Origin of the sequence: Falsochrobactrum ovis (assembly GCF_003259955.1) — a bacterium.
Taxonomy (GTDB): Bacteria; Pseudomonadota; Alphaproteobacteria; order Rhizobiales; family Rhizobiaceae; genus Brucella; species Brucella ovis_A.
In genome coordinates this window covers 12,951-36,064 of record NZ_QLMK01000020.1, presented here as the reverse complement: position 1 = coordinate 36,064, position 23,114 = coordinate 12,951, and the positions used below count along the sequence as shown (strand labels likewise).

Here is a 23,114-nt window from a genome sequence, read left to right as displayed (position 1 = left end):
TGCGGTTAACGAAGATGATCCCGCTCAGAACGCGCCGATCATCAACGCGCTGGCGACCATGGCTCTTGGGGAAATAAGGACGAAGACGAGCCATTGGCTCGTCCGTCAGCCAAAATAAATTGCTCATGATTCAGGCTCCTGCACTGCCCTCTGAATCATAGACATCACGTCAAATCAATGGGTCCTGAACCTAGCGCGGCCTGTTCAGGTGCGGTTTCTGCCTCGGGAACCTCCGCAAGCGCTATCGCCCGTCGCGCCCGTTCGGCACGGACCTCCACAGCAGCGCGGCGTTCGGCATAGCTCTTTTTGATCAACGGTTGCGCCGCTAATGCCGTAATGGCCGCGACAAGGCTGACCCCCAAAATACCGGCGAGCACAAATTTTATCCGGCCTCGGGTTCCCGATCTTTGTTGCCGATATGTCGAAACAATCACTTCATCGCATTCGGGAAACGGTGCCGAAATTAGGATTTGGCGGGCATCGGTGACCGCCAAGCAGGCCAGGGCAGCAGCGACGCGTGCCCTCGGAACGATTGCCACAGCCACTATCATTTGCCGAGCTTCACGATCGATCTCAAGCACCCTATGGCCGAAATAAATGTCAGAGATAGTCAATGGCGAAAGCGCACCCATACGCGACGCCACAATTCCATCAAGGTGGCTGGCAGCCTCCATCGGCAGTTCGAGCCTGCGCGCAATCACCCAACTTGCTGGGATGCCGAGATGGATGGTCTTTCCATTCGCCACGCTGCGTAATGCGGCGGGCGGCTCTTCGCTCTGAGAAACCGGTAACGACAAGGGGGCCGATGGCTTTCGACCAGAGGCTGGCTGAATTTCAATAACGCTTCCGTCATCAGAAACCGTCGCGATAATGCGGCTACCGGATTTGATACGTATGATCTCATCCAGCAAAGAGGCTGGCCCTGCAATCCAATCATTCAACCCACGGATCGCCGCAGTGAAAGAAGAAACCATTGCGGTCAAACCTCAGAACAGAACCGGGCGTTAAATCCGAAGTTCCGCGGCGCATAAACATTTTTGGCGGCTACAATGCCGTCATATTCGCGCACGCCAATAGCCAGTTCGATATGATGCCCGCTACTGGGCGACAGGACCGAAACTATCTGGGCCATGCCGATAATTGGCTTTTCGGATTGCGCTTCCCGGTGAGTCAACCCATAGTTCAGATAATGATGGAGATAGGGCACCGTCATGCCGCAGCTGCCGGGATTGTCGAACCGCTCGCGTGAGCGCATCCGTTTCGAGCCAATAATCTTGGACATTTATACCTCCCAGTCGTGTCCTCCATGCATATGGATATGGCATCGTCAAACGTCGGGCAAGTACCTTACTTAAATATGGACAGATTGTCCATTTTGTGGAATATAGTAAAACATGAACGATACAACAGGCGTGTAGATGCGCTGAATGCCGAGGGAGGGATAGGCAAGCGTGAGCCAGATTATCTTTATTCCAACTGAGCGTAGCTCAGGCGAAACCCGTGTCGCGGCTTCGCCCGATACTGTGAAACTCTTAGCCGCCCTTGGCTTTGACGTAGTGGTTGAGAGCGGAGCGGGCCAATTGTCCCGCATCATCGATGAGGACTATGCGAAGGCCGGCGCCACCATTGGCTCCACATCCGCGGCCGCCAGTGCAGATGTGATCTTGAAGGTTCGCCGCCCCAGCGCCGATGAGCTCAAAACTTACAAAGCGGGTGCAATTGTCCTCGCCGCGATGGATCCATATGGCAATGACGACGCGATTGCGGCGATGGCGAAAGCTGGCATTTCCGCGTTTTCGATGGAGTTTATGCCGCGCATCACACGTGCCCAGTCGATGGACATTTTATCATCACAGGCAAATCTTGCCGGTTATCAGGCGGTGATTGATGCAGCGGCAGAATATGACCGCGCGCTTCCCATGATGATGACGGCCGCGGGCACCGTGCCCGCGGCCAAATTATTTGTAATGGGAGCGGGCGTTGCAGGACTTCAAGCTATCGCCACGGCGCGTCGTCTTGGTGCGGTTGTTACGGCAACGGACGTACGCCCAGCCGTTAAAGAGCAGGTTGCCTCGCTCGGCGCGAAGTTTATCGCGGTGGAAGATGAAGAGTTCAAAGCTGCCGAGACCGCAGGTGGTTACGCCAAGGAAATGTCGGCAGAATACCAAGCAAAGCAGGCTGCGTTAACCGCCGACCATATCGCAAAGCAGGACATCGTCATCACGACTGCACTCATTCCGGGCCGACCTGCGCCGAAGCTTATATCGGCTGATATGGTCGCGTCGATGAAAGCAGGCTCGGTGATCGTAGATCTTGCGGTCGAACGCGGCGGTAATGTCGAGGGATCGGTTCCAGACCAAGTCGTGACAACAGCCAATGGTGTGAAAATCATCGGTCACCTGAATGTGCCGGGCCGCGTGGCTGCATCTGCTTCGCTGCTCTATGCCAGAAATCTTTTCGCCTTCCTTGAAACGATGGTGAACAAGGAAACGAAGACGCTGAGCGTTGACCCGGAGGATGAACTCGTCAAAGCCACTCTGCTCACGCATGGCGGTCGGGTCGTGCATCCAGCCTTTGCCAAGGCCGAACTGGATCAGCCCCAGCCGACGGCGCCGAAAAAATCCACCGCATCGAAGGCGCAGGGAGGAGTATGATGGAACAAAATGCAAGATCCACACTGGAACAGGCGCTCGAACAGTTGGAGCGAGCTGCCGAAGCTGTCCGGCTGGCGTTCCAAGACGAGCGGACCGCTCAGATGGCAGATACAGTCGCGGACGGTGCCGGCATAGCGACGGGCGTTGATCCGTTTGTCTTTCGCCTCGCAATTTTCGTACTGGCAATCTTTGTTGGCTACTACGTGGTGTGGTCGGTGACACCAGCGCTACACACGCCATTAATGGCGGTAACCAACGCAATTTCCTCGGTAATCGTAGTCGGTGCCTTGCTCGCTGTCGGCATTTCGGCGTCCGGCCTGGCTACCGGTTTCGGTCTTGTTGCCTTGATCTTTGCCTCGGTGAACATCTTCGGCGGGTTCCTTGTCACACAGCGCATGCTGGCGATGTACAAGAAAAAAGAAAAGTGAGACCTGACTGATGAGTGAGAATCTCGCCTCCTTCCTTTATCTCGTATCCGGCGTGCTATTCATCATGGCGCTGCGCGGTCTATCTCATCCCACGACTAGCCGTCAGGGCAATATTTATGGCATGATCGGCATGACGATTGCGGTCGTCACCACACTGGCGCTGACCGTACCGTCTTTCAGCGGCTTCGTGCTGATCGTCATCGGTATCGCCGTGGGTGGCGCGGTCGGTGCCGTCATTGCGAAACGCATCGCCATGACATCCATGCCGCAGCTCGTCGCTGCTTTTCACTCGTTGGTGGGCTTGGCCGCTGTGCTCGTGGCCGCCGCCGCCGTCTATGCGCCGGAAAGCTTCGGCATCGGTACTGTTGGTCACATTCATACGCAGGCGATCATCGAGATGGCACTCGGCGTCGCCATCGGTGCGGTCACTTTCACCGGTTCCATCATCGCCTTTCTCAAGCTGGATGGGCGCATGTCGGGTAAGCCAATCATGCTTCCCGCGCGTCACGTGATCAATGCAGGCATTCTGATCGCGCTAGTTGTGCTCGTGGTGATGATGGTGACAACCCAATCGACAACCATCTTTTGGATCATAGTTGCGCTGTCGCTTTTGCTGGGCATTCTCTTGATCATCCCCATTGGTGGCGCGGATATGCCGGTCGTGGTCTCCATGCTCAACTCCTATTCGGGCTGGGCAGCGGCAGCGCTAGGCTTCACACTTGGCAATCTCGCTTTAATTATTACCGGAGCGCTGGTTGGTTCATCTGGCGCGATCCTGAGTTACATCATGTGTAAGGGCATGAACCGCTCGTTCATTTCGGTGATACTCGGTGGCTTTGGCGGCGAGACCGCTGCCGTGGCAGATGACGGCATTGAGCGGATAGTAAAGCAAGGCTCGGCGGAAGACGCAGCCTATCTGATGGCGAATGCCCAGAAGGTAATTATTGTGCCGGGCTATGGCATGGCAGTGGCACAGGCGCAGCACGCGCTGAGCGAGATGGTAGGCAAACTCAAAGACAAAGGAGTCGAGGTAAAATATGCGATCCATCCGGTCGCAGGCCGTATGCCTGGCCATATGAATGTGTTGCTCGCTGAAGCCAACGTACCTTATGATGACGTATTCGAGCTGGAAGATATCAATTCTGAATTCGCACAGGCAGATGTCGCCTATGTCATTGGCGCCAATGATGTAACCAACCCAGCCGCGCGCGATGACAAGTCGTCGCCGATATATGGCATGCCCATTCTCGACGTCGACAAGGCGCGAACCTGTCTGTTCGTCAAGCGCTCGCTTGGGTCAGGCTATGCCGGCATCGACAACACACTATTCTATAAGGATGGAACCATGATGCTGCTCGGCGATGCTAAGAAGATGACGGAGGAAATCGTCAAGGCGATGGATCATTAAATTGATACGCCTTGCAAGCGATGAAGCGGCAGAGCGGAAGGAAACGGACTCTCTTGCATCAATGCCACGCCGTCTTCTGGTCTAGTGTAGATATTGGAGAATTGTCGGCTTTCGCATATGGAAGCCGACCTTCATCGTGATCAAGGGTCAAGTGCCACAGGTATGTTGAATGAACCCACTGCCTACAAATCTACACTCCGACTCACTTCTATCGTCCATGGCCGATGCCGGACTGGCCAGCCGTGAGGCGACGCAGGAACTTTTTGGTGATCGTTCCGCCTTGCGGGCCTCGGACCTCCACCGCCTGATCGAAGCGCAAATCGTCGACGCCGACGCCCTCGCGAGCTTTCTCTCATCCTATTATGGGGTTCAGCTTCTCCGGCTATCAGAAAGCCGTTACATAGATTTGGTTATGCTCGCAGATAAGCTGAGGGTCCGCCATCAGGAAGGACGGGACGGGCCAGATGTGGCTAAACCACTCGGGATAATTCGGCACTGATTTGTTGGGCTGTTTCACGTACCAATCGTGCGCAGAGCTCGTGGCTGCGCGCGTCGTGCCGATACAGCGGCATGCTGACGCTTATCGCTCCTACCGGCTCTTTTAGACGATTAAAAATCGGGCTACCGAGACAGCGGATATCCGGCTCGTTCTCCTCATCATCGAATGCGTATCCCTGCTCACGCGTCCGCTTCAATTCTTCCAACAGTTCCGCAGGCGTGGTGAACGTCTTGGGCGTATGGCGCCTTAGCTCCAAGCCTTTAAGAATTTCCATGATCCGCTGGTCCGAAAATCCCGACAGCCACGCCTTTCCTACCGATGTGGAATGAAGCTCGACCTGACCACCAATGCTCGTTTTCATCTGCACTCTGTTGGAGCCAACCAGCTTGTCTATATAGACCATCAAATTGTTGCTCGGCACCGCCAGATGCACTGTCTCATCGGTAGCATCGCGAAGCGAAACTAAATAATCTCGTGCAATCGTCCGAAGGTCAGAGTCTTCCCAAGATTGGGCAGCGAGCTGAAGGAGCCGTGGCCCCAATCGAAAGGTTCCGTCCTCTGCTGACTGAATGACAAGTCCTTCCGCAATAAGTGCGGACACAATACGATAGACTGTTCCACGAGGATATGGTGCGCGTTTGGTTAGCTGGGCCATATCCAATGTTCCAGGGGAGTCGGCAATGATTTGCAGCCCGGTCATGAACTTCGAAAATGATGCCGCTCCCGGCACGTGAGTGCGCAATTTGGGTCCCACATTATCCTGAACATTACTCGTCATGGGTCTCTCCTTGCGTCTTGACAACCGACTATATGAATAATACACATTTATGGGCACAGTGTCCATAATGTAGTCAGCTTATTGCAGTTAGCTTAATATGGGAACTTAGTCGTATGATCGAGGAGGATCAACGGCGCCGTTACGACCACCAAATGTGAATGTGACGACCGTCAATATCATACGCGAGTCTAATGGGAGGAAATAAAATGACTAAAAAGGGATATTGGGTTGCAATGGTCGATATTGCAGACCAGGAGGGATATAAAGAGTACATCGCCCTCAATAAGGCAGCCTTTGACAAATACGGGGCGTCCTTTGTCGTTCGAGCAGGAACGAGTCAGGTCATGGAAGGCCCAGCTGCAAACCGTCTGGCCGTAATCGAATTCAAGGATTACGAGACCGCGCTAGCCTGCTACAATTCTCCTGAATATCAGAAGGCTATCAAAGCTCGCGAGCCGCATGCCAAGGTACATCTTGCCGTGGTTGAAGGCGTGTAGCATCGGAATTATCGCATAAACCTCGATCGAACTGTTCTGAGGGACTATTATCTTGCCATTGAACGCTGGTCACGCGGGTGAGCAGGTCATGCTGATGGTCTCTGGCTATTCATCGAGTGCCGCGAGGATTGTTGCATGCACACACAGCTTTAGGAGCAGTCATGCCCACCCCGTTAAAATGGCTTTTCAATCTTTTCGACGCCCTTATCGCTATCGGCATGGCCGTCATGAGCATCCTGATCTTTACAAATGTCGTACTTCGGTACGGTTTCAGCTCAGGTATTTCGGCTTCTGTTGAAATCTCCCGGGTGATCCTCGTCTGGATCATCTTCCTAGGTGCTGTTGTGGGCTTGGTCAAGGGCGTGCATTTGAGCGTTGACGCGGTGCTCGCTCGGCTCCCTCAAAAGGCGCGTTTCATCTGCTTTCTTATTGCACACGGCCTGATGCTTTGGTGTTGTTGGCTTGTTGCCCAAGGCAGTTGGTCACTTACTGTCATTGAATGGAGCAATATTACTCCGCTGACTGGAATTCCCGTGGGCCTAACTTACGCTGCCGCGCTTGTGGCTTCCATTATCATGGCCCTTGTTCTCCTTATTCAGCTATGGCGCGGGCTACGCGGCACATTGCCCAGTATATGGGCAGGCGAAAAGCCCGATGAGGCTTCAGTGTCCGTAGGCTCTGCGCAAACAGAGGAGAGAACTCAGTGAGCGGCTTAGTATTTCTCGGTTCTCTCCTTGGTGCGATTAGTATCGGGATACCCATTAGCTTTGCCCTGATGCTGTCGGCAGTCGCGCTGATGATGATGATGGGCAGTCTGGATGCACAAATCTTGGCCCAGCGCCTCGTCAATGGCGCGGACAGCTATCCGCTGATGGCGATCCCATTTTTTCTTATTGCTGGCGAGTTCATGAATGCCGGCGGGCTTTCTCGCCGCATCGTGACCATGGCCCTTGCGCTTGTCGGTCACTTACGTGGCGGTCTGGGTTATGTGGTTATCGGCACGGGATTGATAATGGCCAGCCTTTCTGGATCCGCCATCGCGGATACGGCAACACTGGCGGTCATGCTGATCCCCCTTCTGCGGCAAGCGGGCTACAATATGGACCGAGCCACGGGCCTGATAGCCTCGACTGGCATTATCGCCCCCGTGATCCCGCCTTCTGTCGGATTCATCATTCTGGGCGTTACCGCAAATGTCTCCATCATTGGCCTATTCATGGCGGGAATCGTACCAGGAATCATGATGGCTCTAACTCTCGTGATTGCTTGGTGGTTTGTTTCGAAAAAGGAAACGGCTGCGGTCCAACCTAAATTGCCACGCAGAGACATACCCAAAGCCATCATAACCGCCGGTTGGGCATTGATGCTGCCGGTGATTATCCTAGCTGGACTGCGTTTTGGACTTTTCACCCCTACCGAGGCCGGTGTTGTTGCTGCCGCTTATGCTCTCTTTGTGGGTCTGGTTGTATATCGGGAACTGACGCTACCCCGGCTCTATCGGGCATTGCTTGACGCTGGACGTATGACAGCAGTGATCATGCTTCTTGTGGCAGCCTCTATGGTGACTGGCTTCATGATGACCATCACCAATCTGCCCGGACAGCTCGTCAGTCTTCTTGCTCCCTTTATCGATATGCCGATCCTACTGATGGGCATGATTGTCCTGGCGGTCTTTATCATCGGCATGGTGCTCGATTTTGCACCTTCAATCACTATTTTGGTGCCAATCCTTATGCCTCTTGTAAAAGCGGCTGGGATCGACCCTGTCTATTTTGGAGTTATGTTCATCATGACTGCGGCCGTCGGCATGATCACGCCTCCCGTGGGCACGGTCCTTAATACGGTGTGCGGTATCAGCCAGGTTCCGATGAGTTCAGCTATAAGAGGGGTTTGGCCGTTCCTTTTGGCCCAAATGGCTCTCATTGTGCTCTTAGTGCTGTTCCCCGCATTGATCACCGTACCAGCGTCCTGGTTCCATTGAGTTCAAGCCGCCAAGGAGTGGGATAGTCTATTCAATGACGGCTTTCTCCCTACGCTATGCAGGGTCCCAACAAGAACGGTGGGCCCCTGGCTCTAAAAAGGTATCCGCTGCCCGAATGGGAAGCAAAAAGGTTGCTTAATGGTAGTTATGCGTTTGATAGGTGCCGCTCCGCTTATTGGGGCAAGATGCCAGTTTGCGTGGGGGTGTACAGGTGAAGACCAGTCGTAAGGACGCTGCCCCAAACTCCTATACGATGTGGCTTCGTAGAGGTTTAACGGCCGGCGTTTTAGCAGTTGTAACTGCTTGTACTTCCACTACCGACTATCTTGATGTGTCGGATCCCGTTAGCAAAGTCTCGAGCGCTGACCTGAGTGCGCGCAAGCCGTCCGGGGGCGGGTTCTTATCTGGCCTTGGCTTCGGTCGAAAGCAGAATAACCAGCAAGGTGAAGTATATTACGGCTATCAGCAGCGGCTGACTTCTGGCGAGCGAAAGTCGCTGGAGCGGCTAAGTGGAGAACTGTTCGAGGTCAACCTTGAGGAAACTGAGATCAAGGTAGCCGCACGAAATGTTCTCGGCGAAGTGCTTGGCATAAGCTATACACTTGATCCAAAAGTATCGGGACGCGTTTCTATTACGACGTCGAGGCCTACGCCGGCTGCAGAGATACTGACCATGTTTGAATCTGCACTGCGCAACAGCGGCGCGGCTATGATGCGTGAAGGCAATCGGCTGCGGCTGGTTCCTGTAAGTGAGGTATTCGGAACTGCCGAGCTTGATCAGGGAACTACCATTCAGCCCGGATATGCTGTCACGGTATATCCTCTGAAAAATGTGTCCACCAACACGATCCTGCCCCTGCTGGAAAACTTTGTTGCTCGTCCCGGCATGGTGAGGGAGGATCCAAGCGGTAACGCGTTGATCTTCCAAGGGACGGCTGCGGAGCGGACGGCGGCAATCGAAGCAGCCCGTTCGTTCGACCAAGATTGGCTGGCAAACCAATCGGTTGGCATTTTTCCCATTCACAATTCAAACGCTGCCGCCATGATGCCGGAGCTTAATCGCGTGCTCGACCTCGGAGAGGGTGGCCGCGGGCATAACACAATCAGTCTTCAATTGGTCGAGCGCAGCAATGCTATACTGGTAGTTGCAAAAACGCGCGAGCAATTGAAGCGGGCGGCAACTTGGATACAGCGGCTTGATCAGGCCGGTGCGAGCGCCTCAAACTTGCGCGTTTACAAGGCCCAGCACCTGCCAGCTCGGCGTCTTGCAACGATGTGAACGAGATATTTAACGGTGCCTCAGCATCGTCAGCCTCCGAAGAGCCAGCTTCACAATTCCCGCCCGGATCGCTAGCTGACGATCAGGGTCAAAGCACCGACAGCTCACAGTCAGCGGAAGCGATAATGGAGCAGCGTATGGGCGGTGAAATACCCGCCTCCGTTGGCGCGGAACGTACGAACCCGTCCAATAGTGGCGCGCGTGTAACTGCGAACCCGGAAAACAACACCGTTCTTATTTTCGCCCGACCCGACCAACAACGAACGATCGAACAAGCCATCGCCGCGCTTGACCGACCGCAGGATCAGGTGGCTATTGAAGCAACGATTGCCGAGGTCACGCTGACTAATGACTTACGCTATGGCGTACAATTTTTCCTAAAATCCCGCGACCTTGGCTTAGGTCGCGATCATGGTTCAGTAGGATTATTCCGGGAAGCAGGCAGTGCCGCGCTTTCGCGGACCGTTCCCGGTTTCAACTTGCTGCTCGGCCCCGAAACAGAGCCGCGCCTCGTCCTCGACGCGCTGCGCGGTGTCACCAAGGTCAAGGTGCTATCGTCACCATCCGTCGTCGTTTTGGACAACAAACCTGCCGTGCTTCAAGTTGGCGACGAAGTCCCCATCGTGACGCGCACCGCACAATCGGTGACCGATCCGCAAGCGCCGATTGTCAACAATGTCGAATTCCGCAACACGGGCGTCATCTTGAAGGTTTTGCCGCGTATCACCGGAAATGGCACTATCAGTTTGGTCGTGGAGCAGGAGATTAGCTCTGTGCAGCGAAGTCAGGCGCAGTCTCTGACACCGACGATCTCACAGAGGCGAGTCAGTTCGACCGTTTCGGTAACCAGCGGCCAGACGGTGATGCTGGGCGGATTGATCAGCGAAAGCCAGCAACGTGGCCGCGATGGCGTGCCGATCCTTGGCGATCTTCCGCTGGTGGGCGATGCATTCCGGTCCAACCAGAATACCGCGATGCGCACCGAACTTATCATCCTTATTCGGCCACAGGTCATCCGCGACAGTCTCGATGCACAAAATGTGGCAGAGCAGATGCGATCACAATTGCGGTTAATGAACGGACCATCCAGGAACCTGCCGCTGCGGAGGCCAGCCCAGACGTTGATCGAATGAAGATTTTCAAGGCACGGCGGCAAGCTATCGCTGTCGTGACGTGCGTCATCATGGCAGTGACGTTGCCGCCATTAGTCGGCAAAACTGCATACATATGGGCTATTTGGGCCGCATTATGCGTCGTGGCGTCAGCGATTGCCATTCATGACCTCGCGACAATGCTGATACCTGACCGGTATACGCTGGGCATCCTTTTTGTCGGCTTTGCGGAATGGCTGCTCGTTTCAGGAGACGTCAAGATGCTTATTCTATATATGTGCGGCGCTCTACTTTTGGGAGGAGCGCTTTATCTGTTCGATATATCGTACGCTCGGCTGCGCGGACAAACCGGACTCGGAATGGGCGATATTAAGCTGCTTAGCGTATCAGCCTTGCTTGTCGGTGTTTCCGGTACCGGCATTCAGACCTTGCTTGCCGCGGCAGCAGCGCTGACGTTTATCTCATTGCGAGCGATACGCCTGGGCCGACCATTACGTGCGGTGGCGAAGGTTCCGTTCGGCACCTTCCTTGCTCCGGCCTTGGTTATCGTTTGGGCATGGTTACCCGCTGCATGGTAATCAAATTGATAGGAAAGAGGAGAGAAAAAACTTGATTTGCCAGAGGCGATGGCACCGTTTTTCATGGCGGCAAGCGAGCAAGAATTCATCAACAAACCAACGAGGCACAATCCTAGTCAGCGTGCTGTGGATTATGATTTTTCTAGGGTTTCTTGCCGTTATCCTCCGTGTGCAGATGTCTGGTGTCGTGACTGGTGTGCGTGTCACAGAAGACAAGGCAAGAGCACGTATTCTAGCCGAAGCTGGGCTCTCGCTAGCTGTAGCCGAAATTCGCATAGGTCCGTCTGACGGTGAGGACACGCTCGACGACCATATCTCCTCAACGATTACCCTTCCCGCGGGCGTCGCTTCCGTTTTTGCGACAAATGAAGCTTTACGGATCGACCTTAATACCGCCGAACAGCCATTGATTGTGGGCGCGTTGCGCGCTGCTGGCGCCGCCCCCGCAATCGCTGAAAATTTGGCCAAAAGGATTGTCGACCATCGCTCAGGGGTTCCAAGCGGACAGCCGACGGGTCCTGCAGCTCCGCAACCAGCAAACAACAAAAAACTGTTTCAAACCGTCTCAGAACTCGCTTCCTTTCCCGGAATAACGCCTGAGATTGCCATTGCAATCGAACGCTATCTTACCGTTTCATCCGGTTTGACTGGCGTTCGCCTTGAAGCGCTGGATAATCAATTGCTGGCGGTCATTCCCGGCCTCCCTCCATCGGCACGAAAAGCAATCTCGGATTTTAATGTCGGTCGGTTGTCACGCGAAGAACTCAACCGCGCACTTGCAGCGGTAAACTTTAACACAGCTGCATCTGCACAAAGCTGGCGTGCCGTTGTCAGAACAAATCTGCAATCGGGCTACAGTGAATCTTTCGAAGCGTTGATACTTGTATCAACCACTGACCAGGCTCCCTATAGAGTGCTTGAATGGCGGCGCGCATCAGACGAACTTAAATGAATGCTAGAATGGATACGTGGCCGGTCTGAGTAAGGATACCAAACCGGCCTCAATTGCGTGGAACCAATCCAGTGCGCTGATGTTAGAGGCCTCCGGCCACTGTGATGAGGGTGCCCGTCATAAATCCAGCACCGGGAGATGCAAGCATTAGAACCGCGCGAGCGATGTCCTCAGGCTCCGCGATACGGCCCATCGGAGTCACCGCCGCAATTCGGGCAGGCCGGTCAGGATTCCCTCCCTGTGTGTGTATGCGGGTATTAGTGGTCCCGACCCGTATGGCATTCACCCGGATGCCCTCGGGCGCTAGCTCCTTGCCTGCGCCGAATGTGATGGATTCCACTGCGCCTTTAGTTGCTGCATAGTGGACATATTCGTTGGGACTGCCAAGGAATGCGGCCAGTGAAGACATGTTCACGATTGTCCCGCCCTGCCCGCCCTGGCGTGTGGACATGCGTTTTGCGGCTTCCTGAATACAGTATATGACGCCGAAAACGTTGACCCGAAAAGCGGTTTCGAGCACGTCCGGCTGCAAGTCTTCTATCTTTCCAGCTTTTCCAATGATCCCGGCATTGTTGACTAGGCAAGTTACGCGCCCAAGTTCTTCATCGCAGGCTCTAAACAGCGCTTCAATATCCTCCTTCTTGCCCACATCGCCCTGTACTGCAAGAGCGCGAACTCCCTTGGCCTCGCAATCTGCAACAACTTCGGCTGCCGCTGCAGTATCTGAGAGATAGCTTATGCAGACATCGTAGCCTTCGGCCGCAAACATACGAGCGGTTGCGGCACCGATACCGTGGCTCGCGCCCGTTACGATCACAATTGGTCTCACGAAATGAACTCCTCCTTAGTTCTGTGTTTAAAGCCTAGAAGACAGTTTCAAGAATCGCGGCATAGTCTTCCTTGCTCAGCGGGCGAGGATTGGTCGGATGGCTATGGTCTTCCAGCGCTCGCTCACACACCCAATCGATGACCTCATGAGAAACGCCCAATTCGGATAATTTAGACGTAATGCCCAACTGACGATTCAAATCGTCCAGCGCGTCTGCCAGCGTGGTTCCTTCGAGCCCAGCTAACTTCTCAAGCTGGCTGATCTTCTTGGCCGCAGCATCAATTTCAGCATTCCAGCGAAGGACAACCGGCATCAAAATGGCGTTAAGAGTTCCGTGATGGAGGCTCACCTCTTGGAGACCACCCAGTGCATGGCTGAGAGCATGGACGGCGCCAAGCCCCTTCTGAAACGTCATGCCGCCTTCGAGGGCGCCCATCATCAGTTCGGTCCGCGCTTGCGCATTTGTGCCATCTGCATAGGCAACCGGCAGAGCCTTCCAGATACGTTGGAAACCATCGGTGGCAATCGCCTCTGCTGGCGGATTGTAACGGGGGGAGAGATATGTCTCAATGCAATGCGATAGCGCATCAAGCCCTGTTGCTGCTGTCAGACCCGCTGGCAGCCCCATCGTCAATGCCGGGTCGCAGACCACTCCGCGCGGGATGAGATACGGACTGATGAAACCCAGCTTCCGTCCGTCATTCAGCGTAATAAGCGCCGCTCGCCCGACTTCGGATCCGGTGCCTGCTGTGGTCGGGACCGCGACGAGTGGTGCTACCGCGCTAGTAATGCGTGCTACACCGCCAAGAATCGCCGCATAACGTTCGAGTTCGCCCTCGTGAGTAGCAAGTAACGCCACGCCCTTAGCTAGGTCCATTGGAGACCCTCCACCGATCACGACAATGCCATTGCAGCCGCGTTGTCCGTAAAGCTCAAGACCAGCCGCAACCGCGCTTTCCGTCGGATTGGTCGGAACATCAAGGAAAATCGGTGCTGTTTTCAGAAATGCAAAACCTGGACGATCCAAGAGACCGGCAGCTTTGATACCGTGATCACTGATCACCAATGGTCGCGAAACACCGAGTTCATGCAAAATTTCTGCGAGCGCCTCGCTTGCTCCAATCCCGAATCTAACGGTTGTAAGATAATTTATAATATTCACGTTGCGACACTCCCTGCCCACAATATGGACGCAGCATCCAAGTAAATCCTCGCTACCGCCCATTTGTCAAGCACCTTCATGCGAGCAAGGCCCTCAATGTGGACAGGATGACCATATTGTGATCAAACTAATATTGGGAGGAGACGGGGTGGATTGCCACCCCGCCCCGCCCACGTTGAATTGCCATCTCATCATCGCCAGCAGTAACACCTGAATCGGAAGGAAAACCGTTGTCGAAAACCACCACCGTGCTCATACCGGGCTGGATGCACGAGCATGCTCGGGACATGCTTAGAACGCATTTCAATCTTATAGAAATTCCTGACAGCGACGTTGAAACCCGTCTATCTCCGCACATACGGGCTTCAATTTCTGGCGTAGCCTGTAACACTAGGATTGATCGTCAATTTATTGACGCTCTTCCCAATCTGGAAATTATCGCCAGCTACGGGGTCGGATATGATTCGGTCGATGCTACCTATGCACACAGCCGAAATATCGTTGTTACAAATACGCCAGATGTACTGAATGAGGAGGTGGCCGACCTCACAATAGGGCTGCTTATCAGCGTCGTGCGCGAAATTCCTAAGGCGCAAGCTTACCTTCGCGAGGGCAAATGGAAAGTCTCAAACTATCCCCTCACCCGACTGACGCTGCGCAACCGCACCGTCGGCATGTATGGGATGGGCCGAATTGGTCGCAGCATCGCTCGACGGATCGAAGCGTTTGGACTTCCAGTTGCCTATCACAGCAGGCGCCCGGCAGAGGGGGTCTCGTATAATTATTTTCCGTCCCTGCTGGAACTTGCTAGCGCCGTCGATGTGCTCATCTCGATCGTGCCTGGGGGGCCAGCGACTGCAAACAGCGTAAATGCGGAAATATTGTCTGCACTCGGACCCGAAGGCGTTTTCATCAATGCGGGCCGGGGCACCGTCGTGGATGAGGATGCGTTGATCAGCGCATTACGCACAGGAACGATAGCCGCCGCCGGACTCGATGTTTTCGCGGATGAACCCAATGTTCCAGTGGAGATGTTGGAGCTCGATAACCTCACCCTTCTGCCCCATATCGCATCCGCATCGGAGAGCACGCGCACCGCAATGGCAGACCTCGTGGCGCAGAACGTCATTAGTTGGTTCCAGAATGGAGCCCCAATCACCCCCGTCACGTCCGTGCCTGAGCGATCCAACCAACCTTTGGAACCCTTCTCTTCCGCTAGCGGAAAACACCGTCACGACGGAGCCAACCAGAGAGTTGACAACCGGTGATAAGCTGAGCACTATCTAGTGGTGGACAACGTATCCACATTGTGGGCAAGCGGGGGGGCTTGGGAGGGAATATTAATTTTCAGGCTGGGATCGCGATTGCCTTATGTTTGGAGGAGAAACTCTCATGAATGTACGGAAAAGCTCGTTGGCCTTATTGGCAGCGTTAGCAATCGGAGGGGTGGGCGTTACCAGCGCCGCTGCACAGACAGTGAATGCCTGGACACCGAAACCTGTGGCGGCAGCGCCCTACAAGGCTCCGCATAAGCCGCGTACGACAATCGCGGATGTGCGTGCCAAGATTGCGACACCCAACAAGCTTAAGACCTGGCGCGTACCGGTCGTCGATGACAAGCACCTACGGGCGGCATGGCATCAGCTAGCCGTGTCGGATTCGACACCGACTTTGCGCGTGGCAGATCACCAGACTGCATTCATCGTGTGGGAAGGAGAGATCGAAGTTAACATCCAGGGTGTGGAGCCTTTTGTTGCCAGTAAGGGCTTCATGGTCCGGGTTCCATTCCGTCGGGCGTTCTCGCTGAAAAATGTGGGGACGGTGCCATCGTTGCACTTTGAGATCTTCAACGCAGACGCTACGATTCTCTATGAAGAAGACTCGGCAACTCTGCCTAAATCACCACCCGGAACGGACTGGTACCTCAGTCGATTAGATGCACCTGATAGCCTGACACGTCAGCCTCAGCCGATCTATGTCGACTTTTTCGCAGCTCCTTCCGCCGGTGCTTTTGTGAGCGACGATCGCATGTTCGTCAACCGCATCCGCGGTCAGGCACGTGACTGCAACATGCAGCCCACGACAGCACTTGGACATTTCCATGTGGACTATGCGGAATTTTGGTTCATCATGGAAGGGCAGATCCAGTACAATATTGAAGGCTTGACGCCTTTCGTTTCCGAGCCAGGCGATATCGTCTATGTTCCGGCCGGTCGTTGGCACTCAGCGGCTAACTACTGCCCGGGCTATGATACGCGGATTGCTATCAACGGCTATCCGGGTGGATCGCATCATTGGCCAGTGAACAATCAGCCGGCGACGCCTCCAATTTCGGGCAAGGAATACCTGAAGTAATTTAACCAATGGCCCGCCCTCAATGATCAGGGCGGGCCAACACGATAATCCAATAATAAAAACATACAATGTAATAGTGGTCAGGGGGGCAATTCTCATACTACCCGCAGGTTCTGTTTGCTTTATGGGTGACGGTCCCTGCATCTTGGTTCCAGCAAACCATCCTTGGGAGGACAAACTATGAAATCACTTCTTCTAACTGCGGCTTTGGTAGGAGGGCTTATTGCTGCCGCTCCTGCCCTGGCTCAGAACGCGCGCTTGGGCTATGTGCCTGTGGAAGAACATCCGGTTGGAGAAGCTTCGCGCTATTTTGCGAAACTTGTGGAAGAGAAAACCGATGGGCGTATCAAAATCGACACGTTCGGTAATGGGGTTCTCGGCAGCGAGCCCGACATGCAGGCATCGGTTCAGGCCGGTTTCATCGACATCATGGTCGGGCCTACCCCGAATCTAGTCGGCGTTGTTCCGCAGTTCATGATCTACGACCTTCCATTCTTCTACAAGGACTTTGACGCGGTGGACGCTGTCATGGACGGTGAGGTTGGCGAGGAGCTTTTCGCACTGCTGAAAGAAAAGACCGGCATTGTAGGACTAGCTTGGTGGGATAATGGGTTCCGCCACATGACCAATGGAATCCGCCCGGTTAACACGGTTGAGGATATGGCCAATCTGAATATCCGAGTTATACCTAACCCGCTGTTCTTGGCGACCTGGTCTGCTTTGGGAACCAATCCGACACCACTTCCATGGCCGGAGCTTTACAGCGCTCTTGAAAATCGCGCAGTCGATGCACAGGAAACGCCTTACGCTCTCATCCACACCGCCAGATTCTATGAGGTGCAGGACCATCTGGCCAAAACCGGGCATGTCTATACGCCCTTCGTTTTGCTCGCCAGCCAGAAATGGTTTGATAGTCTCTCCGAGGAAGACAAGGCAACTGTAATGGAGGCGGCTAAGGAGTCAGCAGTATTCCAGCGGGAGATTTCCCGTAAGGCTGCAGAGGATCTGGAAAAGGAACTCGCGGATAAGGGTTTCGAGATTACCTTTCCAACGCCAGAAGCGCTTGCAGAGATGAGAGAGCGCGTTGCGCCTGTTGTCGAGGAGTATAGCGCACAGATCGGCACTGATCTTGTCGAAAAAGCGCGAGCAGCTATGGCCGCGGCTGACAAAGAGTAAAAGGCTGTGGCGCCAGAGCAGGCGAACCCTGCTCTGGCGCCTTCTGCAAACAAGATAGAGATTGCCCACCCGGTGCCACAACAATACGCAAGTGGTATAGGCTTCGTCTCGGACATCAAGATTTAACAAGTTGATATTGTCGCTATATCTGTTCCCCAGCCATATCCATTTAGCGTCCAGGGTAAGGCGCTAGCGTGGGCGAGGCTCAAGTAAATGTTCCGCGATTAAAACACCTATTCGTTACCTTACTTACGGCAATAAATCCGGTCTCTTCAACGTGCAGGGCGATAAGAACGCTGGCTCTTTGTCGGAGTTCTCAATAGGCACCGATCGGCCTGAGACGATTATGAGACCTCGCACACCGGTGCGCTTGAAAAAGAGCGTCGGCTTCGAAGCTTTCTTGGCCGGCTCCCTTCCCCATTGTATCCAAATTTAGCATTTGTCGCAGCCCGCATCGACCGGATAGTCGGAACTAATATAGTCACGCCAGAAAAGCCGTGCTTGTCGGTTTTATCTTCCAGAATACGCCATCAGCCGCACCCAGAGGAGGCTTGGCCCCTGCATTTCTGCAAGGGCCAGTAAGTCCGATCTTACTATCGTATCATTTTAGGTAACCAAAGGCTTAGATCAGGCCAGAGGGTAATGATCAGGAGCGATACTAATAGTGGCAAATAAAATGGCAGAAATGCCCGCAACACGCTCCACATTGACACTTTAGCTATGTCGGAAAGCATGAATAATGCCAGTCCAAGAGGCGGTGTCACTAGTCCGATCATCAGATTGAAGACAAAAACGATACCTAGGTGAACCGGGTCCACGCCTGCCATCACGAGCGGCGCTGCTACAAGTGGCGCCACCAGCAACGTTGCCGTCGTACTGTCCAGGAACATGCCCACGATCAACAAGAGCACGTTGACGAGCAAAAGCAAAATCAAAGGATCTGTCGAAAGCGATAGAAGTCCACGGGTAAATATTTGCGGCAATTGTTCCACCGCCATTACCCAACCAAATAGTGCGGCCGCAGAAACGATAATCAACACTGCCGAGGTTGTCTTGACCGTATCAAACAATGCGAAACGAAGCCGTTCCCAAGAGATGCCGCCATAAAAAACCGTGGCGATAAAAAGGACATAAGCGACTGTAATGGATGCAGCTTCAGTGGGGGTAAACCACCCGTTCAACATCGCTCCTATCAGGAGAACCGGCGTCATAAGTGCTGGTGCGGCGGGCAGAAAGGCACCCCAAAGCTCTTTTAGAGTTGGCCAGCGCTTGGATCGCGGATGATTGTACTTTTTAGCCAGCCATGCAACCGTGAGCATCAATATGGCAGTATAAAAAAGTGCAGGTAAAATCCCTGCGATCAACAGCTGAACAATCGAAACACTCGTGACCGAGCCGTAAATAATCAAAGGAATGGAAGGCGGGAAAATGGGACCGACAATAGCTGAAGCACCAGTAATCGCCGCCGAATAGGGACGGCTGAATCCTGCATCCGTCATTACTTTAATTTCAATCCGGCCCAAACCACCTATATCGGCAAGCGCCGCGCCCGATGTGCCCGAGAAGACCAAGGATCCGATAACATTCACCTGCGCCAATCCGCCCGGAACGCGCCCACCCAAAGTCTGCGCGAAGCGGTATATATGACTGGTAATGCCAGCCTGATTCATCAGGCAACCCACGAAGATAAACACTGGGACTGCGACCAGCGGGAATGAATCCAGCGCATAGGTCATGCGCTGCGCCATCAACTCTAACGGAAATCCCGCGTAAACTACATAGATCAAGGCAGGAACCACAATCGCCACGACGACCGGGAATCCCAGAATAAACAGGGCCATAAAAGCCACAATAATTGTAAGTGCCATTTTTCGCCCCTTTAGCTCAACACATCTTCAAGAAAATCGAGGTCTGTTTCGGGCTCTCGTTCCTGTGCGAAGGTGATAAATAAAGGACGACGCTGCAGTACTTTTACAGCTTGAACGGCGCATTCGACCGTAGTCATTGAAAAGCTCACCAGCGCAGAACCAAGAAAGACCCAGTAAGGGATGCCCAATGTTGGGGTAGAATTGTCAAGATTGGCCATAATCGCAACTCCGCTAGCACCCGCCAAAATGGCAAAAGTGACCGCAGCGGTAACAGCGGCAACAAATTTAAGTGGAAGTATAAATTTTGACGGACCCATGGAAACTATTTCGTCCATCCGGATATTCGCGCCAGAAGAAACCACATAAGGAAGAGCAAGAAAAACAGCGTTGATGAGCATAAACCGGGTCAGCTCTTCAGCACCCATAATAGGCGATGTAAAAACTTCGCGAGATACGACTTGGATAAAAGACAGGCTAATCATCGCCACAAGCATGACGAGACTGCCCCAACGAAATATCCATCGCAATGGCTCAAGAAGCCGGTCTATAGGGTACTCACGATTATTAGCGTGCACAACAGTATCGGCCAAATGAGGCACGGTTTCGGATTTGGACACAAAGAGCCTCCGTCAAAGAACCAGAGGCCGGCTCGCGGCCTCTGAATTTACCTGTTACTGCACAGCCTGAATGCGCTCGATAAGCGGTGACCAGGTTGGAAAATCTTCCGCAACCTGAGCGCCAACCGATTCACGGAATTCTGCCACTTTGAGCCCATCGGCCTCGGTGATGAAGGTCATCCCCTTGCCTTTGAGTTCGTCAATGAGATCCGTTTCCGCTTTCAGCCCCAGCTCCAAAGTTTCCTGACCTACCTCGGCTGCAACTTCTGCGATAATGGCTCTGTCTTGTTCCGGGATGGACTGCCACACCTTTTCATTGATGAAAACTGGCAGCACATTTTGCATATGGCCAGTCAGCATGACGTGCGTCTGCACTTCATAAAGCTTATTGGCATTGATCATCGTAAGCGGATTTTCCTGGCCGACCACCATTCCTGTCATCAGTGCAGTGGGCAATTCTGCCACTTCAACAGGGGTCGGTACTGCACCCATTCCTTTGATCATCGTGGTCCAGAGCTGCATCGGCACACCGCGGAACCGCTTATCTTTCAGGTCCGCAGGAGAATAGACCGGCATATTGGCCGTCATCTGCCGTGCACCGCGATAAAGGCGTCCAATTATACGGACATTGGCTTTCTCAATCATCTGGCCGGAAAGATCCTTCATAACTTCTGAATTTTCAGGATCTGTTACCGCCATGGCATGAATGCCGTCACGATAAACAAAGGGCGCAGCGAAAACGGCCATTTCGGGCATGAAAGTGGCAAGTGATCCGAATTCATGATGCGCCAGCGGAATGGCACCGCTGCGCACACCGTCAACGAGTTCCTGCGCACCCCCAAGCTGAGAATTGGGGAATACGTCCACCTTAACACGGCCTTCGGTTCGCTCATTCACCCGTTTGGCGAATTCCTCACCATACCAATATTGGATATCGCCCTCTGAACCCACATGCGCATAGCGAAGGGTGGTCTGGGCATAGGCCGTTGTATGGGCTCCCATAGACATGGCCAGCGCGACGGCTGCCACTTTCAAGATGTTCTGTATATTCATAAGTTCCTCCCTTATATTTAATTCTGCTAATATACCTTCTATATTCGATACACGCGTGCTGCATTGTCATGGAAAAGCTTGGCGCACTCCTCCTCTTGAAGATGCGCTGTCGCCGTAACAAAACCGGAGAAAATCCTGTCGAAACTGCCCACAAGGGAATCGACTGGAAGATTGCTGGCAAAAAAAGCCCTGTCCGTCCCAAAAATAGATATTACATCCCGTATAATCGGGGTGTTTTCTTCCGCCAGCCACTCTTTTTCCGGCAGTCCGAGGCCCGAAATTTTGATAAACACATTCGATTGATCAGCCACGACATCGAGCGCTTTTCGCCATCCCGCCAACCCTTGCCTGCTCCGGTCTGCCGGAAGGCCTGTGTGATTGATAATGATGGGAATATCGGGAAAGTCTCGCGCCAGATCATGGGCGGCATCCAGATGCCACCAAGGCGTTTGTAAGTCATAGGACCAGCCATAAGATGCAAGAAGCGAATAACCCTCCCGCCAAATGGGATCGTCCATCGATCCTTTCGCTCCGCGGCGGGCACTTTGCGCAGAATTCGCTGCGGCAGGTTTGTGACGAACGCCGCGCACAATTTCTTTTTGCGAAAGTCCTGCTAAAAGCTCCGCTGCATTGGGGGCCGCAAAATCACACCACGCAACCATCACCGATGGTATGCCGGTTTCCTTCGCAATATTTGAAACCCACTGAGCCTCATCAAGCGCTAAAGCGCGGTTCCACTCTGCCTCCACATAGACCGTTCCTTTGATCGGCCATGCAGCAGTATCAGCTTTATAATCTTGCGTCAGATAGTCTCGACAAATCGCCGAATAGTCGCCATAGCGAAAAGGGATACGCTCCCCTTTCAACCAAGGTAAGTCATTGTTTAGATCCCATAAATGATGATGGGCATCTATAATGGCCCTTGGCCGCTTTTGGTTATCGGCCTTGTGAAGCGGGTCCATCAGCCTCAGCCCATCTTGCCGGAAGAACGCTGAGCGGCTTCATATTCGTAAAGTTTAATGATCGCCGCAGAATCAGTCATTTCATTGCCGAGCGCGACATAGTCTTTGTAGCGCTCAACCCCCTGTTCAATGAGTTTAAGATCCAGCCCAAGATCTTGTGCAAACTTGGACACTGCATTGAGATCTTTAAGGACCTGACGCGCATAGCTTGTCGGCGGCTCGAACGCTCTTTGCTGCATTTGCGGATAAATTCGCTGCAATAATTGGCTGTCTGCGTGACCGCCCGCCAAACAAGCCGGAAGCCGCGACGCGTCGATGCCAGCAGCTTCAGCAAGAACAAGCGCTTCTGTCATTAACACAAAGCCGATGCAGACAATTGCCTGATTGAGGATTTTGGTCTTTTGACCGTTACCCACTGGGCCCATCAGCGTTAAGTTGCCCGACATTTCCTCAAGGATCGGCCTGACAGTCTCAAAATCCTCTTCAGACGCGCCGACCATCACGGTCATTTCGCCGGTGCGAGCGAGCTGTGGTCCGCCTGATACAGGAGCGTCGACCCATCCCGCCCCCGTCAGGGCCTTTAGCTTTTCTGCTGCTCGTTGAGTACCATCGGGGTCGGCAGTAGATAAATCAATGACAATTGAGGGGCCATTCTTCGCAGCAACAATTCCATCATCCGCAAAAACACAACGCTCGACCGCTTCCATATTGAGGACGCACGTCATCGCGATATCCGTATCTTCGACCGCTTCGGCGGGCGATGCGGCGGCTATTGCGCCAAAAGGAACAACTGTTTCCAACCGTTCAGGCTCTAGGTTCCAGACCTTGACCTGATATCCAAGATCAAGCAGGTGGCGCACCATCGCCTCCCCCATCAGGCCAATACCTATAAAGCCAATGCGCGGACGCTTTACCTGTACCATTAA

Annotated in this window: 24 protein-coding genes and 1 pseudogene; 14 read left to right on the top strand and 11 right to left on the bottom strand. The window is 53.7% G+C overall.

The annotated features are described in order from the left end of the window. The 3 genes and pseudogenes from C7374_RS14535 to C7374_RS14525 form a co-directional block, all read right to left on the bottom strand. Nucleotides 1-127 (bottom strand): annotated as a pseudogene (locus C7374_RS14535) (IS5/IS1182 family transposase); the annotation flags it as partial. Nucleotides 128-164: 37 nt separating this feature from the next. Beyond that, nucleotides 165-974, bottom strand: a complete 810-nt coding sequence (locus C7374_RS14530; RefSeq protein ID WP_111576348.1) for a hypothetical protein — start codon at nucleotides 972-974, stop codon at nucleotides 165-167. Nucleotides 975-979: 5 nt separating this feature from the next. Beyond that, complete coding sequence (locus C7374_RS14525) at nucleotides 980-1,282, bottom strand: hypothetical protein (protein WP_111576347.1); 303 nt, start codon at nucleotides 1,280-1,282, stop codon at nucleotides 980-982. 169 nt (nucleotides 1,283-1,451) lie between these two features. Between C7374_RS14525 and C7374_RS14520 the strand changes: the two genes are divergently transcribed. The 4 genes from C7374_RS14520 (at nucleotide 1,452) to C7374_RS15835 (ending at nucleotide 4,989) form a co-directional block, all read left to right on the top strand. Next, nucleotides 1,452-2,654, top strand: a complete 1,203-nt coding sequence (locus C7374_RS14520; RefSeq protein WP_111576346.1) for a Re/Si-specific NAD(P)(+) transhydrogenase subunit alpha — start codon at nucleotides 1,452-1,454, stop codon at nucleotides 2,652-2,654. Beyond that, the gene (locus C7374_RS14515; protein WP_111576345.1) at nucleotides 2,654-3,082 is read left to right on the top strand and encodes an NAD(P) transhydrogenase subunit alpha part 2; all 429 of its coding nucleotides are present in this window, start codon (nucleotides 2,654-2,656) and stop codon (nucleotides 3,080-3,082) included. Before C7374_RS14520 ends, C7374_RS14515 begins: the two co-directional genes overlap by 1 nt. Before the next feature lie 10 nt (nucleotides 3,083-3,092). Then, the gene (locus C7374_RS14510) at nucleotides 3,093-4,490 is read left to right on the top strand and encodes an NAD(P)(+) transhydrogenase (Re/Si-specific) subunit beta (RefSeq protein ID WP_111576344.1); all 1,398 of its coding nucleotides are present in this window, start codon (nucleotides 3,093-3,095) and stop codon (nucleotides 4,488-4,490) included. 169 nt (nucleotides 4,491-4,659) lie between these two features. Continuing rightward, complete coding sequence (locus C7374_RS15835) at nucleotides 4,660-4,989, top strand: hypothetical protein (RefSeq protein WP_146612745.1); 330 nt, start codon at nucleotides 4,660-4,662, stop codon at nucleotides 4,987-4,989. Here the strand turns inward: C7374_RS15835 and C7374_RS14505 are convergent. Continuing rightward, complete coding sequence (locus C7374_RS14505) at nucleotides 4,961-5,767, bottom strand: IclR family transcriptional regulator (protein ID WP_158527860.1); 807 nt, start codon at nucleotides 5,765-5,767, stop codon at nucleotides 4,961-4,963. The two genes, C7374_RS15835 and C7374_RS14505, sit on opposite strands and share 29 nt — an antisense overlap. Before the next feature lie 206 nt (nucleotides 5,768-5,973). Here C7374_RS14505 and C7374_RS14500 point away from each other — a divergent pair, with 206 nt between their 5' ends. The 7 genes from C7374_RS14500 to C7374_RS14470 all read left to right on the top strand — a co-directional run bounded on the left by C7374_RS14500 (nucleotide 5,974) and on the right by C7374_RS14470 (nucleotide 12,166). Next, the gene (locus tag C7374_RS14500; RefSeq protein ID WP_111576342.1) at nucleotides 5,974-6,264 is read left to right on the top strand and encodes a DUF1330 domain-containing protein; all 291 of its coding nucleotides are present in this window, start codon (nucleotides 5,974-5,976) and stop codon (nucleotides 6,262-6,264) included. 161 nt (nucleotides 6,265-6,425) lie between these two features. Further along, nucleotides 6,426-6,971 carry a TRAP transporter small permease gene (locus tag C7374_RS14495; protein WP_111576341.1) on the top strand — a complete coding sequence of 182 codons (546 nt, stop codon included), beginning with the start codon at nucleotides 6,426-6,428 and terminating at the stop codon, nucleotides 6,969-6,971. Then, nucleotides 6,968-8,245 carry a TRAP transporter large permease gene (locus C7374_RS14490; RefSeq protein ID WP_111576340.1) on the top strand — a complete coding sequence of 426 codons (1,278 nt, stop codon included), beginning with the start codon at nucleotides 6,968-6,970 and terminating at the stop codon, nucleotides 8,243-8,245. Before C7374_RS14495 ends, C7374_RS14490 begins: the two co-directional genes overlap by 4 nt. A 211-nt stretch (nucleotides 8,246-8,456) precedes the next feature. Further along, entirely contained in the window at nucleotides 8,457-9,524 is a 1,068-nt protein-coding gene (locus tag C7374_RS14485; protein WP_146612744.1) for a secretin N-terminal domain-containing protein, read from the top strand. A gap of 125 nt (nucleotides 9,525-9,649) precedes the next feature. Continuing rightward, the gene (locus C7374_RS14480) at nucleotides 9,650-10,657 is read left to right on the top strand and encodes a type II secretion system protein GspD (RefSeq protein ID WP_342634733.1); all 1,008 of its coding nucleotides are present in this window, start codon (nucleotides 9,650-9,652) and stop codon (nucleotides 10,655-10,657) included. Then, nucleotides 10,654-11,214: a prepilin peptidase gene (locus tag C7374_RS14475; RefSeq protein ID WP_111576337.1), complete on the top strand. Its 561-nt coding sequence runs from the start codon at nucleotides 10,654-10,656 to the stop codon at nucleotides 11,212-11,214. Before C7374_RS14480 ends, C7374_RS14475 begins: the two co-directional genes overlap by 4 nt. A 175-nt stretch (nucleotides 11,215-11,389) precedes the next feature. Beyond that, nucleotides 11,390-12,166 (top strand): type II secretion system protein GspK, encoded by a 777-nt coding sequence (locus tag C7374_RS14470; RefSeq protein WP_158527859.1) that lies wholly within the window; start codon nucleotides 11,390-11,392, stop codon nucleotides 12,164-12,166. An 82-nt stretch (nucleotides 12,167-12,248) separates the two neighbouring features. Here the strand turns inward: C7374_RS14470 and C7374_RS14465 are convergent, their stop codons facing one another. Together C7374_RS14465 and C7374_RS14460 are read right to left on the bottom strand one after the other, a co-directional pair. Continuing rightward, the gene (locus C7374_RS14465; protein WP_111576335.1) at nucleotides 12,249-12,995 is read right to left on the bottom strand and encodes an SDR family oxidoreductase; all 747 of its coding nucleotides are present in this window, start codon (nucleotides 12,993-12,995) and stop codon (nucleotides 12,249-12,251) included. A gap of 34 nt (nucleotides 12,996-13,029) precedes the next feature. Further along, a complete protein-coding gene (locus tag C7374_RS14460; protein ID WP_111576334.1) occupies nucleotides 13,030-14,157 on the bottom strand; it encodes an iron-containing alcohol dehydrogenase in 1,128 nt (375 codons plus the stop codon). A 287-nt stretch (nucleotides 14,158-14,444) separates the two neighbouring features. Between C7374_RS14460 and C7374_RS14455 the strand changes: the two genes are divergently transcribed. The 3 genes from C7374_RS14455 to C7374_RS14445 all read left to right on the top strand — a co-directional run bounded on the left by C7374_RS14455 (nucleotide 14,445) and on the right by C7374_RS14445 (nucleotide 17,688). Further along, entirely contained in the window at nucleotides 14,445-15,425 is a 981-nt protein-coding gene (locus tag C7374_RS14455) for a 2-hydroxyacid dehydrogenase (protein WP_111576349.1), read from the top strand. A 124-nt stretch (nucleotides 15,426-15,549) separates the two neighbouring features. Further along, nucleotides 15,550-16,512: a cupin domain-containing protein gene (locus C7374_RS14450; protein WP_158527858.1), complete on the top strand. Its 963-nt coding sequence runs from the start codon at nucleotides 15,550-15,552 to the stop codon at nucleotides 16,510-16,512. A gap of 180 nt (nucleotides 16,513-16,692) precedes the next feature. Then, nucleotides 16,693-17,688 (top strand): TRAP transporter substrate-binding protein, encoded by a 996-nt coding sequence (locus tag C7374_RS14445; RefSeq protein ID WP_111576332.1) that lies wholly within the window; start codon nucleotides 16,693-16,695, stop codon nucleotides 17,686-17,688. Between the two features lie 593 nt (nucleotides 17,689-18,281). On the opposite strand, the gene C7374_RS14440 is transcribed toward C7374_RS14445, so the two are convergent. The 5 genes from C7374_RS14440 to C7374_RS14420 are packed head-to-tail and all read right to left on the bottom strand — an operon-like array spanning nucleotide 18,282 to nucleotide 23,111. Continuing rightward, the gene (locus tag C7374_RS14440) at nucleotides 18,282-19,556 is read right to left on the bottom strand and encodes a TRAP transporter large permease (RefSeq protein WP_111576331.1); all 1,275 of its coding nucleotides are present in this window, start codon (nucleotides 19,554-19,556) and stop codon (nucleotides 18,282-18,284) included. Between the two features lie 11 nt (nucleotides 19,557-19,567). Further along, nucleotides 19,568-20,173: a TRAP transporter small permease gene (locus tag C7374_RS14435; RefSeq protein ID WP_146612743.1), complete on the bottom strand. Its 606-nt coding sequence runs from the start codon at nucleotides 20,171-20,173 to the stop codon at nucleotides 19,568-19,570. A gap of 54 nt (nucleotides 20,174-20,227) precedes the next feature. Then, entirely contained in the window at nucleotides 20,228-21,226 is a 999-nt protein-coding gene (locus C7374_RS14430) for a TRAP transporter substrate-binding protein (RefSeq protein ID WP_111576329.1), read from the bottom strand. A gap of 38 nt (nucleotides 21,227-21,264) precedes the next feature. Beyond that, nucleotides 21,265-22,188 carry an amidohydrolase family protein gene (locus C7374_RS14425; RefSeq protein ID WP_111576328.1) on the bottom strand — a complete coding sequence of 308 codons (924 nt, stop codon included), beginning with the start codon at nucleotides 22,186-22,188 and terminating at the stop codon, nucleotides 21,265-21,267. 5 nt (nucleotides 22,189-22,193) lie between these two features. After that, nucleotides 22,194-23,111: an NAD(P)-dependent oxidoreductase gene (locus tag C7374_RS14420; protein ID WP_111576327.1), complete on the bottom strand. Its 918-nt coding sequence runs from the start codon at nucleotides 23,109-23,111 to the stop codon at nucleotides 22,194-22,196. Between the last annotated feature and the right edge of the window lie 3 nt (nucleotides 23,112-23,114).

Bases quoted from the DNA above. Each gene is read 5' to 3' on its own strand.
- C7374_RS14470 (WP_158527859.1), top strand. From the start codon at position 11,390: ATGTCTGGTGTCGTGACTGGTGTGCGTGTCACAGAAGACAAGGCAAGA.
- C7374_RS14475 (WP_111576337.1), top strand. From the start codon at position 10,654: ATGAAGATTTTCAAGGCACGGCGGCAAGCTATCGCTGTCGTGACGTGC.
- C7374_RS14505 (WP_158527860.1), bottom strand. From the start codon at position 5,767: ATGACGAGTAATGTTCAGGATAATGTGGGACCCAAATTGCGCACTCAC.
- C7374_RS14445 (WP_111576332.1), top strand. From the start codon at position 16,693: ATGAAATCACTTCTTCTAACTGCGGCTTTGGTAGGAGGGCTTATTGCT.
- C7374_RS14500 (WP_111576342.1), top strand. From the start codon at position 5,974: ATGACTAAAAAGGGATATTGGGTTGCAATGGTCGATATTGCAGACCAG.
- C7374_RS14440 (WP_111576331.1), bottom strand. From the start codon at position 19,556: ATGGCACTTACAATTATTGTGGCTTTTATGGCCCTGTTTATTCTGGGA.
- C7374_RS14480 (WP_342634733.1), top strand. From the start codon at position 9,650: ATGGAGCAGCGTATGGGCGGTGAAATACCCGCCTCCGTTGGCGCGGAA.
- C7374_RS14420 (WP_111576327.1), bottom strand. From the start codon at position 23,111: ATGGTACAGGTAAAGCGTCCGCGCATTGGCTTTATAGGTATTGGCCTG.
- C7374_RS14450 (WP_158527858.1), top strand. From the start codon at position 15,550: ATGAATGTACGGAAAAGCTCGTTGGCCTTATTGGCAGCGTTAGCAATC.
- C7374_RS14515 (WP_111576345.1), top strand. From the start codon at position 2,654: ATGGAACAAAATGCAAGATCCACACTGGAACAGGCGCTCGAACAGTTG.
- C7374_RS15835 (WP_146612745.1), top strand. From the start codon at position 4,660: ATGAACCCACTGCCTACAAATCTACACTCCGACTCACTTCTATCGTCC.
- C7374_RS14425 (WP_111576328.1), bottom strand. From the start codon at position 22,188: ATGGACCCGCTTCACAAGGCCGATAACCAAAAGCGGCCAAGGGCCATT.
- C7374_RS14530 (WP_111576348.1), bottom strand. From the start codon at position 974: ATGGTTTCTTCTTTCACTGCGGCGATCCGTGGGTTGAATGATTGGATT.
- C7374_RS14430 (WP_111576329.1), bottom strand. From the start codon at position 21,226: ATGAATATACAGAACATCTTGAAAGTGGCAGCCGTCGCGCTGGCCATG.
- C7374_RS14455 (WP_111576349.1), top strand. From the start codon at position 14,445: ATGCTTAGAACGCATTTCAATCTTATAGAAATTCCTGACAGCGACGTT.
- C7374_RS14525 (WP_111576347.1), bottom strand. From the start codon at position 1,282: ATGTCCAAGATTATTGGCTCGAAACGGATGCGCTCACGCGAGCGGTTC.
- C7374_RS14510 (WP_111576344.1), top strand. From the start codon at position 3,093: ATGAGTGAGAATCTCGCCTCCTTCCTTTATCTCGTATCCGGCGTGCTA.
- C7374_RS14495 (WP_111576341.1), top strand. From the start codon at position 6,426: ATGCCCACCCCGTTAAAATGGCTTTTCAATCTTTTCGACGCCCTTATC.